We start from the raw sequence: 14,410 nt of genomic DNA, 5'->3' as shown, positions 1-14,410 counted from the left end.
CCGCTACTGGTACGGCAATCTATTGATTACTATAGTAATCACCTCATAAACCTGTTATATAAGTTCGCTAATTTCGGCGCAACATCCTATAAAGGTTACACGATTTAAGAATGAGCCATGACTTTCTTATACAACGCGCAGGAAGCGATTACGAGTCACGGCTAACCTCCTAAAAGTCAGAAAAAGCGATTTACATCATTTCATGTTCTAGCCTTCAAACCCTATTGCGAGATGATGTAACACATTGATTTAAAATCATATTATTTTTATAGATCAACTCATTTTCTATTGCACATGCTTCAGCGGGTGATAAGATGACCACAGATTTTTTTATTGGCTTGCCGTTAAATTTCAATAGAAGGTGCAATTTCCGTCATCTATAATCGAAGAGCATTTTTTTGATTGGGAGTCTGTATGTTTAAATTTGACATGCAAATAGAACAGAATTACGCCTCGTTTTTTGATGCTGAAAGCGGTAACGCTGTCTTTGTCGATTCATTTGATAATGAAGAGTTCGATGTCAGAATGGGAACGTTAAGTTTTAGCACCCACATCGCCACTGTTCATGCCTTATCAAATGAAGAGCTCAATAGGAAACTGAGCGAGATTGCTGCACAGCATTATGACCATCACGGAACAACAACTTCTCGATTTACAAGCTGATATCAATGACATCCTCGCTGAGGACTGCGCCAGAATTCATTTTACTTTCCATGCAGCATTTGAACGCTTAAATGACCCGCGAATTAATCCACCTATTACCTTGAATGAACTGAATAAAGTTTTTCAATCATTCATTGAGCGCCATCTCACCACTATTTTAGATTACGAGGAAGGAACGCGTTTTGTATTAAAATGCAATAAAACACACTTGCATTTTCCCTGCGCTATCACTCATGACCGCCAATTAGGTAAATTATGGGTTGTACAAAATGTCATTACGGTCATGCGTAAAAAGGATTTTAAATCGCCCGACAATTTTCTGGTTATAAACTGATTAATTCATCATATGCTTATCTCTGATCCTGACCTTCAATAACCACGCCAAGGAGAGACGATGACGCAACTGAATCAATACGGTCAGCCAGTGGGATTTGCCCTGCCGGACTGGCAGCCGCTGGACGTTCCGCCTGCCGAGACGCTGAAAGGGCGATTTTGTACTCTGGCACCGCTTCATATCTCCCATGCCCCAGCCCTGTTTAGCGCCTTCTCCCTGGCACCAGACGATCGTGACTGGACGTGGTTGGGCGCAACCAAGCCGACATCACTGGCTGAGATGCAAGCGTGGATCAACGTCAAATGCCATGACGGTGGATTGGTCAGCTATGCGGTGATCGATCATCGTAGCCAGCAGGCGGTGGGTGCCGTGTGTTTCGCCAATATTGACGGACAAAACGGTGCGATTGAAATTGGCCATGTCACCTGGTCACCCTTGATGCAGCGCAACGTGCTGGGCAGTGAGGCGATCTTTCTGCTGCTTCAGCAGGCGTTTCAACTGGGCTATCGCCGCGTGGCATGGCGATGCGATTCCACCAACCTTGCCTCTCGTCGCGCAGCAGAACGTCTTGGCTTTACTTTTGAAGGGCGTTTTCGTCAGGCGATGACACGCAAACAGCGCAATCGCGATACCGACTGGCTTTCGATGATAGACAGTGAATGGCCACAGGTTGAGCGCGCATTAAAAGCATGGTTGTCGCCTGCAAACATTGATGACAACGGGCGCGAACAGAGTAAGTTGCGTGCATTTTCGGGCAAGTGCGCCTCTACTACTTCATCAACACCTGAAACTGCGGGTTAAACTCGTCAAAAATCGGCAGCGCCGCCGCGCCAAGTGCGGCGGTGTCACTGCCGGTCATGCCGATTTTCAAACGTGACCCGGTCAAATAGCGCCCGCGCACCGACTGATAAAGCGGTGGCAAGCGTTGGATGATCTTATCCAGCAGTGCCGCTGGCATCATGCCGCCGATTATCACGCTCTCCGCATCAAAAATGCACTCCAGCATATTGATAGCCTGACGCAGTGGCGTCAGCATGGTATCGATCCAGCGATCGAACAGCGCCGCATCGACCTGCAGTAAATCTTCCGGCAGTGCGGTCATCGGGTCCAGACCACAAAACTCATAGGCGGCCTGTAAGGAGACATAGCGCTCCAGACACCCCTGATTGCCGCAATAGCATTCGCGTCCGCCCGGTTCCACCACCACGTGACCGATTTCACCGGCGTTATGTGCATGACCGCTGTAAACATGACCATCCATCAGAATACCCGCGCCCAAGCCGGTACCAATATAGAGATAGATAAAGGAATTCAGTTGACGCGCCACGCCATGAAAGCGCTCGCCGATCGCCGCGACGGTGGCATCGTTCTCCAGCGTCACTGGCAAATGACTCAGTTCGCCCAGCCGCGCTTCAATATCCACCTGTTCCCAGCCGTGCAGCGTGGTTGGCCCAACCGAAGAGATGCCCTCTACGCCAAACGGGCCCGGCATCACCACGCCAATCCCCAGCACTTTTTGCCAGCGGGCACCCAACTGGGTTTTCATCTCGGTCAGCACTTCCGCAATGCGCGCTAAAGTGGCATCGGGCTGGGGCTTTTGCACCAGTATAAGGCGACGAAAGTGAATTTCACCGGTGAGATCCATCAGCACAATTAACAGCGTTTGGTGATCCAGATGAATACCGATGGAGAAGGCGCTGGCAGGATTCAGCGTGACGGGAATCGCGGGTTGTCCCCGCCCCTGCTTGCGCGGTTGTCGGCTAGAGAGCAGTTCCGCCTCTTCAAGTTCAGCGACGATATTCGACACGGTTTGTGGGGTGAGCGCAGTCAGGCGGGCCAGCTCAGCCCGCGTCAGTTCGCCGTGCAAGCGGATCGCTTCGATGATCACGCGTCGATTGTGCGCGCGTGCATGTTCCAGATTGGTTCCCGATGTTTTCATCCTGCTTCCCTCTCCTCACCCGCGACTGACCGCGCATCAATATCTATGATCGGCGGCACATTTTACAACCTGTTTACCTGACAGCGGCAAAAATCTGTGCAAAGTAGTGTGCAGCGGCAACACGATTTATGCCCTGGCACGTCACTTGCTTAAGCTTACCGATGTCAGCCGCAGCAATCTGACAACCTGTGCGCGTTATTAAATCAATCAAATTGATTTAATTAAACACCCTCTTCTTGCATCAAGGCGGAAAATGTTATGAAAACCCGGTTCTCGACCACATTGAAAGGCTGTGCCATCGCGGTTTTACTCGCCAGTGCCGGTCACGCGGCAGCAGCGACCACGCTTAATGCGCTGTTCATGACTCAGGCGGCGTACAGCGAAAATGATATCCGCGCCATGACGCAGGAGTTCCAGAAAGCCCATCCGGACGTACAGGTGAATCTGGAGTTTGTGCCTTACGAAGCGCTGCATGACAAGATTGTGGCGGCGCGTGGCGCAGGCGGTAATGGCTACGATGTGGTGCTGTTTGACGCCATCTGGCCAGCGGAATTCACCAAGTTCGACCTGCTGCAAGACGTCAGCAGCCGCATCGCGGCGGATGAAAAAGCACAGATCTTCCCCGGTGCCATGAACACCGTGGTGTTCAACGGTAAAACTCTGGGCATGCCGTGGATACTCGATACCAAATATCTCTACTACAACAAAGCCATGCTGGAGAAAGCCGGTATCACCACCCCGCCACAAACCTGGCAGCAGGTGATCGACGACTCGCGCATCATCAAGCAGAAAAATATCGTCAAATATCCACTGGTCTGGAGTTGGTCGCAGGCTGAAGCCCTGGTGTGTGACTACACCACGCTGGTCTCTGGCTTCGGTGGCAAGTTCTACAACAATGGCAAACTCGACTTCTCTTCTCCAGCCTCGTTGCAGGCGGTTAAGCTGATGAAAAGTTCGCTGGATGAGGGTCTGACTAACCCGGCTTCGCGTGAATATCTGGAAGAGGATGTGCGTAAGGCGTTCTCCAACGGCGATGCGGCCTTCGCGCTGAACTGGACCTACATGTACAACATGGCTAACGATCCAAAACAGAGCAAAGTGGCCGGTCAGGTCGGTATTGTCCCTGCGCCAGGTGATGCACCGGGTAAATTTGGTGCGGTCAACGGGTCGATGGGCCTGGGTATTGCTAAAGGCAGTACCCATCCTGATCAGGCCTGGCAGTACATCAGCTACATGACCTCTCAGCCGGTGCAGAACAAATACGCCACATTGAGCCTGCCGATCTGGAAAAGCTCCTATCAGGACCCTGCGGTGCTGAAAAACCAGGAAAGCCTGATCGCCGCCGCTGACAAATCGCTTAACGTGATGTTGTCGCGTCCTGAAACCGCCGATTATTCCCGTCTCTCCAATACCTTGCAGCAGCAGTTGCAGCAAGTACTGGTAGGCAGCGCCACGCCGGACGCCGCCATGCAGACGGTGGATAAAAGCGCGGCGCGTCTGCGTTAAGGAGTGAGCATGCTGAGTTTGCGTCAACGCGAACAACGGCAGGCATGGGTGCTGTTAGCACCCATGTTACTGGTGATGCTGTTGCTCACCGCCTGGCCGCTGCTGCGCACCATCTGGCTCAGCTTCACCGATGCCGCCTTAATCGGCAGCGGTGAAGCCCCCGGCTGGGTGGGCGTGGAGAACTATCTGTTCGCCCTTACCGATCCCGATTTCCAAAGCTCACTGTGGCGCACGCTCTACTTCACCGTAGTGTCGGTGGCGTTTGAAGGGGTGTTCGGCGTGCTGGTGGCGCTGCTACTGAACCAGAAATTTGCTGGCCGCAATGTCCTGCGCGTGCTGGTGATCCTGCCATGGGCGCTGCCCACCATTGTTAACGCCATGATGTGGCGTCTCAATTTCAACCCCGATTACGGCAGCATCAACGCCCTGCTGACCCAGCTTGGCATCATTGATGGCTATCGCAGTTGGCTCGGCTCGCCCGATTCGGCGCTCAATGCCGTGATGTTTGCCGATATCTGGAAGAACTATCCTCTGGTCACTCTGCTGGTGCTGGCGGCATTGCAATCCATTCCGGAGGATCTGTTTGAAGCGGCACGTCTGGATGGGGCATCGGCATGGCGGCGTTTTCGCGCCATCACGTTACCGGCAATTGTCGGCCCTCTTAGCGTGGCCCTGGTATTGCGCACCATCGATGCCTTCAAGATCTTCGACATCATCTATGTGATGACACGTGGCGGCCCGGTGGACAGCACCAAAACCCTGAGTTTTTACGTGTACCAGGAGTCGTTCAGCTATCTGCGCGCGGGCAGCGGTGCGGCTTACGCCATGTTGATGACGTTGCTGTGTGCCGTGCTGATCACGCTGTATATGTTGTTACTGTGGCTTCAGCGCCGCAAAGGGAGCGCGTATGAAGGCTAAATTGCGCAGCACCGCGAAGTACGCTGCCGCGTTGCTGGTAGCGATTTCCGTACTGGCACCGATGGGCTGGCTGTTTTTAATGAGCGTCAGCGCCACCAGCGATCTGACGCGTGTACCGCTGGAGTGGCTACCGCGTCAGTGGGATTTCAGCCGTTACGGCAGATTAATGTCGCTTGAACCGGGTCAACCTGGCGCGCTGTTCCTGCACGCCATGGGCAACAGTTTGCTGGTGGCGACTGGCGCAACGATCATCTGCCTGCTGCTGGCTATCCCGGCCGCATTCAGCTTCTCTCGCTATCGCGGTCGTGATGGTTGGCTGTTCGCCTCACTCGCCATTTACATGGTGCCGCCGGTGGCTTTTGTGCTGCCACTCTACTTCTTGTTGCAGCAGTTTGATCTGCTGAACACCCGACCGGGTTTGATCATCGTGTACTGCTCGCTGATCCTGCCGTTTCTCACCTGGATGCTGAAAAACCAGTTCGACACCTTACCGCAGGATATCGAGCAAGCAGCAAGGTTAGATGGGCTGCGCGTCTGGCAAGTGCTGTTGCGCATTACGCTGCCGCTGGCAAAACCGGTGCTGGGTGCTGCAGCGCTGTTTGGCTGGCTGTTAGCGTGGGATGAGTTTTTCTATGCCTTGCTGTTCACCAGCAATATCGCCGCGCAAACTCTGCCGGTCACCATTGCAGGCTTTACGGCTGGCCGTGCCACCGATGATGGATTAATCGCCGCTGTCGGTATTCTGGCCTCCGTGCCCCCCTTATTTATTGCTATCTGGCTGCAGAAAACGCTGGTCAGCGGCCTGGCCAGTGGCGGGAGTAAAGGATGATCGCGAACATGGACTCCACCGCCACCCTGTATGTGGTGGGCAATATTAATGTCGATTTGATTATGGGTACGCTCGACAGCTGGCCACAGCGCGGCACCGAAGTGATGCTCAATCACAGCGAACTGCGCCCGGGCGGATCGGCGGGAAACTGCGCACTGGCGCTGGAAGCAATGAAGGTACGTCATCGCGCGGTAGCCAACCAGGGTGATGACGGATTGAGCGCCTGGCTGGCGAGTCACTTTCCGCATAGCGCTGAACACTGGAAACGCTATCGCTGTGAAACGTCACTCACCGTGGGCGTCACGCACTCGGATCATGAGCGCTCGTTTCTCAGTAACCTCGGTCATATCGTGCGACTCACCGCTGCCGATGTGCTGGACCAGTTGCCGCTGCGTGCAACCGAAGGTGATATCGTGCTGCTTTGCGGCACCTTCTTATGTCTGCATCTTTATGACGAGTATCCGCAGTTGCTAAGTGAGTTGCAGCAGCGCGGTTATCTGACCGCTGTCGATACTGGCTGGCCGCCGCAAGGCTGGACGGAGACCGTGCGCGAGCAGTGTGCCCGCTGGCTACCGCTGTGTGACTGGCTGCTGTTGAATGAGGTCGAAACCTTAGGCTTAGTGGGTCAGGACGATCTTGCTACCTGCGCTCAACAGCTAACGCAACAACTCAGCGGACGAGGTGGCTGCGTGGTGAAATGCGGCGCACAAGGCGCGGGCTGCTGGCAAGCGGATCAGCAAATCAGCCAGTTGGCACGTCCGGTGACAGTAGTGGACACCATCGGCGCGGGCGACAGCTTTAATGCCGGATTTCTCACCGCGCTACTGCATCAGCAAGACATCACCACCGCTTTGCAATGGGGCATCGCTGTGGCATCACTGGCAATCAGTACCCTGCCGCGTCGCTATCCCGACTGGCATCAACTGCAACTTTCTGCACAGGAGCGCTAAATCATGGCCAGTGTTGAACTCGTTAAAGTGGCCAAGCGCTACGGAAAACAATCGGTTCTGCATCCGCTCGACCTCACTATTCCCGACGGCAGTTTTACCGTACTGGTCGGTCCGTCCGGCTGTGGTAAATCCACCCTGTTACGCCTGCTGGCGGGGCTTGAGAGCCTGTCGGATGGCGCGATCCTGATGGATAAAGTCCAGATTAACGATCGCGATCCCGCCGACCGCGATATTGCCATGGTGTTTCAGAGCTATGCGCTCTATCCGCATCTTACCGTGGCGGAAAACCTCGCCTTCCATATGCAGGTCAAGAAAGTAAAGCGCGAAGAGCAGCAGAGCAAAATCGAGCGCATCGCCGGAATTCTCGGCATTGATAAGCTGTTGCAGCGCTATCCTCGCGCCCTGTCTGGCGGTCAGCGACAACGCGTCGCCATGGGCCGTGCCATGGTGCGCAATCCGCAGGTGTTCTTGTTCGATGAACCGCTCTCTAACCTTGATGCGCAACTGCGCATGGAACTGCGTGCGGAGATCAAATCCCTGCACCAGCGTTTCAAAACCACCATGGTGTATGTCACCCACGATCAGGTGGAGGCGATGACGCTGGCGGATCAGATTGTGGTGATGCGCGAGGGCCGTATTGTGCAACAGGGTGCGCCTCTGGCGATATACGATCGTCCAGCAGACACTTTCGTCGCCCGCTTTATCGGTTCCCCGCCAATGAACCTGTTACCAGCCCAATTGATCACGCGTGATGGCGTGTGCGGCGTGCAGTGCCAAGACTTGTGGCAACCGCTACCTGCCCGTTGGCAAGCAGCGGGACGTGAACGCGAGGGTGCTCACGTGACGCTCGGCGTGCGTCCCCACGACCTGATTGAGGCCGAAACCAGCGCGCTGGCCACGGTTAAAGTGGTTGAAATTACAGGGGAATCGACACTGCTGCACCTGGAGTGGCACGGACATGCGCTGCATATGCAAATCGCCGGACGCCACGCGGCAGTGAGTGGCGACCAGATTCGTATTGGGTTGAGAGCCGAAAAGATGCACTTGTTTGATGCCGAAACCGGATTGCGATTACCTGATATCGCCTGATAGCCATTTAAAAAATAAAAAAGCCACCCAATTGGGTGGCGAAAAAGATATTTAATTTGATGCATAACAACGATGGTGGCAGGCACTCATTCCTTAAGCACCGTACCCTGACTATTTTACCGATCCGGCTATTTTATTCTGTCATTGCGGTTTAAAGAAAGCGTAAAACTTACTTCGCACGTTAACAAAATAATATAAATCACCAGGTCTTACCGATATTAAACTGGAACTGTTCCGACTTATCGCCATCATATTTCTTCAGCGGTAAGGCGTAAGAGAATACTAAAGGCCCAAGTGGTGATTGCCATTGCAATGCCAGACCGCTGGAAACACGAATATTCGTGGCATCACCGTAATCCGGCACGCCTGCGGCTTCCGTTGCGGCAGTATTTTGCCATTTGGTATCCCAAACTGTACCGGCATCAACGAAGAACGAGGTGCGTAACGAATCAGCGTAACGGTCGCTAACAAACGGCGTCGGCACAATCAGCTCGGTGCTCAACACCGCCATGGCGTTACCGCCCACCGCATCGTCCGATTTGTTCACCGCACAACCGCTATAGCTGCTCTCGCTGCCGCTGCAGCTGTAGTACGCCGCTTTAGGACCGATGGTGTTGGATGAGAAGCCACGCACTGAGCTGGATCCACCTGCATAGAAGTTGTCGTAAAACGGCACTTCTTTCCCGCCAAAACCGTCCGCATAACCCGCCTTGGCGCGGCCCATTAACACCCAGCGATGGTCTTTGCTGATGGGCACATAGGCATTGGCATTCAGCGTCGTTTTGTAATAGCTGTTGGTGGAACCCGGAATTGTGACTTTGGTGTTAAACCCAGCACTCACGCCTGATGTCGGGAAGAAACCACGGTCCAGTGAGTTATAGCCCCAACCCACATTCCAGAAGAAGTCGTTGGCGGTGAATTTATCACTGCTGGTTGAGTAGTCATCATCATCGTCGTCATCCGTTTCAATCACTTTCGGATGGATGCCCTGCGAGCCGAGATAACGCCACATCGCCACCTGCGGTGCCATATTACTGACGCGGTTATAGCTGTAATCCAGCCCGGTGCTGAGGTTGCTGTTTTCGCTGATCGGGAAGCTTAAGGTACTGCTGGCGCCGAGGCTTTTCAGCTTGTACTCAGACAGGTCGTTGTCTTCCGCGCTGTAGTCGTTGTAGAACAGCTTGCCGCCGAGGCTGACGCCATCCACAGTGAAATACGGATCGGTGGCGGAGATCTCCACATAGGTCTGGTAATCGTTTTTGGTGCCGCTGAAGCCGACCGTATTACCGGTGCCCATCCAGTTATCCTGGCTCACGCCAAGCTGATAACTGATGCCGCTGTCGGTGCCGTAGCCCAGCCCGACGTTGAAGGTACCGGTGTTGCGCTCCTTCACTTTGTACACCACATCAACCTGATCTGGACTGCCCGGCACACGTTGGGTATCTACATCCACGGATTCAAAATAGCCGGTACGATTGAGTCGCGCCTTACCTTGATCCACCTGATCGCTCGCCAGCCATGCCCCTTCCATCTGACGCATCTCGCGGCGCAGCACGGAGTCTTTCGAGGTGTCATTACCGGAGAACTTCACCTGGCGCACATAGAAGCGACGGCCCGCATCCACATTGAGATGCAGCTTCACCGTTTTATCGGCATCGTTAATTTCCGGCTGGGTGCTCACCTGCGGGAAGGCATAACCGTAGCGTCCGAGCAGAGTTTTAATCGCCCCTTCGTTCTCGGTAATTTTGGCACCGCTGTATAATGAACCTGCCGGTATATGCGCAAGTTTCTCAATTTCTGCTGAATGGCCCGCCATATCACCGGTTAAAATAACGTCGGAGATATGGTAAACATCGCCCTCATGAATATTCACCGTCAGATAAATACTTTTTTTATCTGGCGTTAAACTCACTTGGGTCGAATCAAGATTAAAGCGTGCATAACCGCGATCAAGATAATAACTGCGCAGCGTTTCTAAATCGCCCGCCAGTTTCTGTTTCTGATATTTCTGGTCGGCGACCAAATTCCACCACGGCACATCATCGCGCAGCTGGAAATGCGAAATCAGTTCGTCGGATGAGAACGCATGATTGCCAACGATATTGATCTGTTGGATTTTAGCGGAGACGCCTTCGGTAAAGATGAACTTCAGGTCGACGCGGTTGCGTGGCAACGGCGTCACCACCGCTTTTACGCTCGCGGTGTATTTGCCGACGCTGTAGTAGAAATCTTCCAGTCCTTTTTCAATATCCGATAATGTGGTGCGGTCCAACGCTTCGCCCACGCGGACGCCTGATGCGTCGAGGTTTTGCTTCAGCTGGTCGTCTTTGATGGCTTTATTGCCCGAGAACGAAATGCTGGCAATCGCCGGACGCTCTCGCACTTTGATCAGCAGGACATCGCCGTCGCGCAGGACCTGAACGTCTTCAAAGTTGCCGGTGGCGAACAGTGCGCGGATGGTGCTGCGAATATCATCATCACTGACGCGATCGCCCACACGCACCGGCATACTCAGCATCGCCGCACCCGGTGCAACGCGCTGTAAGCCATCAAAGTGTATGTCTTTGAGGGTGAAATCATCTGCACCAAAGGCAGTGGTGGTTACCATGAAAAGTAACCCGGTTAACATCTTTTTCATCTGCTATGAGCCTGCCGTTTTTCCTGTGCCTGATTCAAACGCCTGTCTTCCGCACCACATAAAAACGGGCTGAACACGCGGTTCAGCCCGTTAGTTGCGGCGATATGTTCCGGAAAAAAGACCACTGAGCCAAAGGTAAATTCAGCGCGACTTACGGATTTTCGCTTACCTTACAATAAGCTGAAAGGCTCCTGCTTAAATCTCACCAGAAGAATTACCCTTCTGCTGTGACAGGCTGGAAAGTCCGACGGTTAAAACCAGTGACAACCACCACCAAGACCATCATTAATAGCTCGACACCCAAGGTGCCCGAGATGGCCGCCAGATGGTTACCGTGCAGATTAATTTGCGTGAACACGCCACCCAGCAACATCGGGCCTAACCCCAGTGCCGACTGCTGCACCGTGGATAACACGGCACTCCCCGCGCCGGCTTGATGATGTGGTACGCCACTCATGCCAATACGATAGAAAGTGCTGACGATAAATGACTGACCAAAGCCAATCAGGATGGTGGCTGGGATCAGCGTGAACACGCCAACATTCGGCCAGGCAAGCTGGAAAGTGGCGATCAGCGCCAACAGGCCAATCATCTGAATGCCGCAACCTGTCAGCAGCGTGGCGCGTTTGCCAAAACGCTCGACGATACGCGTTGAACGCATCGCACCGATAAAATAGGCCGCCCCCAAAGCGATAAAGGCGTTACCGGACTGGAATGCGCTCAGGCCGATGCCTGATTGCAGCGTCAGCGCCACCGCAAACATAAAGCCGCTCCAGCAGGAGAAGAACAGCACCGCCAGGGTTAAACCGAAGCGCACACTCGGCAGACGCAGCAGTGAAGGTGGCAACAGGGGCGCACCACCACTGGCTTCAAGACGCAACGAACTCTGACGCAAACGGTGTAGCAGCACCGGGAACAGCACTAATAGCAGAATGCACGGCCAGGACCAGTGCAGCAGCGGACCGAGCGCCAGCGCCAACATCAGGCAGCCTATCGCCCCCGCAAGCAGCAAGGTGCCACTGACATCCACCTGCACGCGCTGGTTGTTATGCGTTTCGGGTACAAAGCGACGGGCGGTGATCAGCACAAACAGGCAAATTGGCAGGTTAATCAGGAAGACGCTGCGCCAGCCGTAACCGCCAATATCCGCTTTGATGAGAAATCCGCCCAGTACTTGCCCGATAATAAAGGCCAGTCCACCAATGCCGCCATAAAGCCCGATGGCGCGCGCGTGCTCCCTGCCCTTCATGGTGACATGCATGGTGGCGAGTATTTGTGGCACGATAAATGCAGCACCCACACCCTGCAGTGCGCGGGCAAACATCAACAGTCCGACGCTGTTGGCAATGCCGCATAATAAAGATGCAATACCGAAGATCCATACTCCTGCCAGGAACACGCGACGCCGACCGTAGTTGTCCCCCAGACGTCCACCCATCGCCAGGCAGATGGCAAAGGCAATGCCATACACTGCGACAATTAACGCCAGTTCGATGGCGGTGGCGCGCAGCGTGTGCGCCATGGCATCTAACGCCACATTAACAATGGAAAAATCGATCATGGGCAAGAGTTGCCCTGCCAGCAGGACCACCAGTCCCGCGCGTTGAAGTTGCGATGTGTGCATCGGTTTTAACCTTGTTTTTAGTTGCAGTACGGCATAGCATCACCTAACAATTAAACGGGTACCAGTCTTTGTTTATCATGGTATAAATACTACCCGTCTCGCCTGGAGATCCATTCATGAGCACCGCTGCTGCGTTCGTCACCGCTGAACAGAATAACCGCAAACTGTTGGGCACTTTTTTACGCACGCGTCGTGAAAGCCTCGACCCCAATCGCCTCGGTTTACCGCATATGCGCCAGCGCCGCACACCGGGTTTGCGACGCGAGGAAGTGGCGCAGTTAGCCGACGTGGGCGTGACCTGGTATACGTGGCTGGAGCAAGGGCGCGATATCAAAGCTTCACCCAAAACCTTGACGGCGATTGCCACCGCATTGCAGTGCAATGATGTGGAAACCCAGCATCTGTTTTCTCTGGCGGGGCATTCGCTGCCTTCGGTGCGCGTTGCCGCTGCCTGTTGCAAAATTGCGGCGCACAATCAGCAGATGCTGGATGCCATTCAGTTACCCGCCATTATTGAAACGCCGCGCTTCGATATTCTTGGCTACAACGCCGCATGGTGTGCACTGATGGGTGTCGATCTTGCGGAGATCGCCGTGGAGGATCGCAACTGCATCTGGCTGGCCTTCAATCATCCTGGCTGGCGCAAGGCTTTGAATGACTGGGATGAGGTGATGCCACAGATGGTGGCGATGTTCCGCGGGCAGATGGGAGAGCATTTGGGCGATCCTCACTGGGAGAGTTTCCTCGCCCGCCTGTTGAATAGCTCAGATGAGTTTGCTCAAACTTGGCAGCGCTATGAATTGGGCCAGGTCGAGAACCGCGTGAAGCGTTTTTATCGTGAAGAAGTCGGCGAAATGACGCTGCGCCAGAATAACTGGTGGTCAGCCTCACGCAACGGCGATCGCTTGCTGGTGTATGTGCCTGATGATGATAAGAGTGCGGTATCGTTGCAGAGGTTGATCGGGTAGGCGGTACCCGCAACGCCATCTGGGGGCGTACCGGGGCCACCATTTAATTTACCAGCGTGGCACCGAAAACCACTTCACCAGCCAATCGGTTAACGCGCTGATTTTCGCCGACTGTAGCTGACTGGAGGGTTTCACCAGCCACACGCCATCCTCTCCTGCGGGCTGCCAGTCTGTCATCACGGTGACTAACGAACCTTCGGCCAACTCTTTTTGCACCAGCCAATTCGCGGCCATCAAAACACCCAGGCCTGCTTTCGCCGCCTCTTTCAGGGTATCAATATCATCACTTTCATAGCGGGTCTTCACGGGCACTGAAACCTGTTGTCCCTCCTTCACCAGCCGCCACTCCGGCCAACTGTGCATCGGTGTAAAACCGAGGCAATCATGATCGCGCAGGTCCTGCGGTTTGAGTAAAGGCGGATGCTGCGCCAGATAATCGGGGGCAACGCACAGCACCCGACAGGTATCAGCCAGTTTACGCGCGATGAGGCGGCTATCGGCCATCACGCCAATGCGGATCGCCATATCAAAGTTATCACCCAGCAAATCGACATAGTGATCGCTGCAGTTTAACCACAGGCGAATATCCGGATAGGTTTGCAGAAATTCCGGTAGCGCGGGAGAGACCCAGCAGCGGCCAAAAGCCGCGGGCATGGCAACGCGGATCGTGCCTGCTGGCCGCACGGCCAGTCGACGCGCTTCTTCTTCGGCTTCGCACAACAGCTCATCGGCCAGTTCAATTTTTTGTCGATAACGTTGCCCCTCTTCCGTGGGACGAATGCGTCGCGTGGTGCGTTCAATCAAGCGTATGCCTAGCCGTTTTTCCAGTGCCGCAATACGCCGTGAAACCACTGAAACATCGCGCCCCAACGCGCGCGCACCCGCACTAAAACTGCCTGCACGTACCACGGCCAGAAAGGCTTCGCGTTGGCGAAAATCGTCATCCTGCATT

At 54.3% G+C, this 14,410-nt stretch carries 13 protein-coding genes; 9 read left to right on the top strand and 4 right to left on the bottom strand.

Going from position 1 to position 14,410, the window contains the following annotated elements:
• The first annotated feature begins 414 nt into the window (after positions 1 to 414).
• Genes QMZ30_RS01995 through QMZ30_RS01985 form a run of 3 tightly spaced genes read left to right on the top strand, consistent with a single transcriptional unit; the run spans position 415 to position 1,798 of the window.
• Positions 415 to 663: a hypothetical protein gene (locus tag QMZ30_RS01995; protein WP_283226156.1), complete on the top strand. Its 249-nt coding sequence runs from the start codon at positions 415 to 417 to the stop codon at positions 661 to 663.
• Entirely contained in the window at positions 623 to 997 is a 375-nt protein-coding gene (locus QMZ30_RS01990; RefSeq protein ID WP_283226155.1) for a hypothetical protein, read from the top strand. Before QMZ30_RS01995 ends, QMZ30_RS01990 begins: the two co-directional genes overlap by 41 nt.
• 60 nt (positions 998 to 1,057) lie before the next feature.
• Complete coding sequence (locus tag QMZ30_RS01985) at positions 1,058 to 1,798, top strand: GNAT family N-acetyltransferase (protein WP_283226154.1); 741 nt, start codon at positions 1,058 to 1,060, stop codon at positions 1,796 to 1,798.
• On the opposite strand, the gene QMZ30_RS01980 is transcribed toward QMZ30_RS01985, so the two are convergent.
• On the bottom strand, positions 1,767 to 2,936 hold the full coding sequence (locus QMZ30_RS01980) for an ROK family transcriptional regulator (RefSeq protein WP_283226153.1): 1,170 nt from the start codon (positions 2,934 to 2,936) through the stop codon (positions 1,767 to 1,769). The two genes, QMZ30_RS01985 and QMZ30_RS01980, sit on opposite strands and share 32 nt — an antisense overlap.
• 258 nt (positions 2,937 to 3,194) lie before the next feature.
• Between QMZ30_RS01980 and QMZ30_RS01975 the strand changes: the two genes are divergently transcribed.
• From QMZ30_RS01975 to QMZ30_RS01955, 5 genes are read left to right on the top strand one after another with little or no spacing between them, the layout of a single operon-like run.
• Positions 3,195 to 4,442 carry an extracellular solute-binding protein gene (locus tag QMZ30_RS01975; RefSeq protein ID WP_039332608.1) on the top strand — a complete coding sequence of 416 codons (1,248 nt, stop codon included), beginning with the start codon at positions 3,195 to 3,197 and terminating at the stop codon, positions 4,440 to 4,442.
• A gap of 9 nt (positions 4,443 to 4,451) precedes the next feature.
• A complete protein-coding gene (locus QMZ30_RS01970) occupies positions 4,452 to 5,360 on the top strand; it encodes a carbohydrate ABC transporter permease (RefSeq protein WP_283226152.1) in 909 nt (302 codons plus the stop codon).
• The gene (locus QMZ30_RS01965) at positions 5,350 to 6,189 is read left to right on the top strand and encodes a carbohydrate ABC transporter permease (RefSeq protein WP_039332612.1); all 840 of its coding nucleotides are present in this window, start codon (positions 5,350 to 5,352) and stop codon (positions 6,187 to 6,189) included. Before QMZ30_RS01970 ends, QMZ30_RS01965 begins: the two co-directional genes overlap by 11 nt.
• Before the next feature lie 8 nt (positions 6,190 to 6,197).
• Positions 6,198 to 7,139, top strand: coding sequence for a carbohydrate kinase family protein (locus QMZ30_RS01960; protein ID WP_283226311.1), 942 nt, complete (start codon positions 6,198 to 6,200; stop codon positions 7,137 to 7,139).
• Positions 7,140 to 7,142: 3 nt separating this feature from the next.
• Entirely contained in the window at positions 7,143 to 8,228 is a 1,086-nt protein-coding gene (locus QMZ30_RS01955; RefSeq protein WP_283226151.1) for an ABC transporter ATP-binding protein, read from the top strand.
• 199 nt (positions 8,229 to 8,427) lie between these two features.
• Here QMZ30_RS01955 and bamA read toward each other — a convergent pair whose 3' ends face one another.
• Together bamA and QMZ30_RS01945 are read right to left on the bottom strand one after the other, a co-directional pair.
• Positions 8,428 to 10,866, bottom strand: a complete 2,439-nt coding sequence (gene bamA, locus QMZ30_RS01950; protein ID WP_283226150.1) for an outer membrane protein assembly factor BamA — start codon at positions 10,864 to 10,866, stop codon at positions 8,428 to 8,430.
• A 214-nt stretch (positions 10,867 to 11,080) separates the two neighbouring features.
• Positions 11,081 to 12,490 (bottom strand): MFS transporter, encoded by a 1,410-nt coding sequence (locus tag QMZ30_RS01945; protein WP_283226149.1) that lies wholly within the window; start codon positions 12,488 to 12,490, stop codon positions 11,081 to 11,083.
• A gap of 116 nt (positions 12,491 to 12,606) precedes the next feature.
• On the opposite strand from QMZ30_RS01945, the gene QMZ30_RS01940 reads away from it, so the two are divergent.
• Entirely contained in the window at positions 12,607 to 13,458 is an 852-nt protein-coding gene (locus tag QMZ30_RS01940; RefSeq protein WP_283226148.1) for a helix-turn-helix transcriptional regulator, read from the top strand.
• Between the two features lie 48 nt (positions 13,459 to 13,506).
• Here QMZ30_RS01940 and QMZ30_RS01935 read toward each other — a convergent pair whose 3' ends face one another.
• Entirely contained in the window at positions 13,507 to 14,409 is a 903-nt protein-coding gene (locus QMZ30_RS01935; protein ID WP_283226147.1) for a LysR family transcriptional regulator, read from the bottom strand.
• Position 14,410: the final 1 nt, after the last annotated feature.

This window comes from Pantoea sp. EA-12 (assembly GCF_030053355.1).
In the GTDB taxonomy this organism is placed as follows: Bacteria; Pseudomonadota; Gammaproteobacteria; order Enterobacterales; family Enterobacteriaceae; genus Pantoea; species Pantoea vagans_C.
This window is presented reverse-complemented; position numbering and strand designations above follow the sequence as displayed.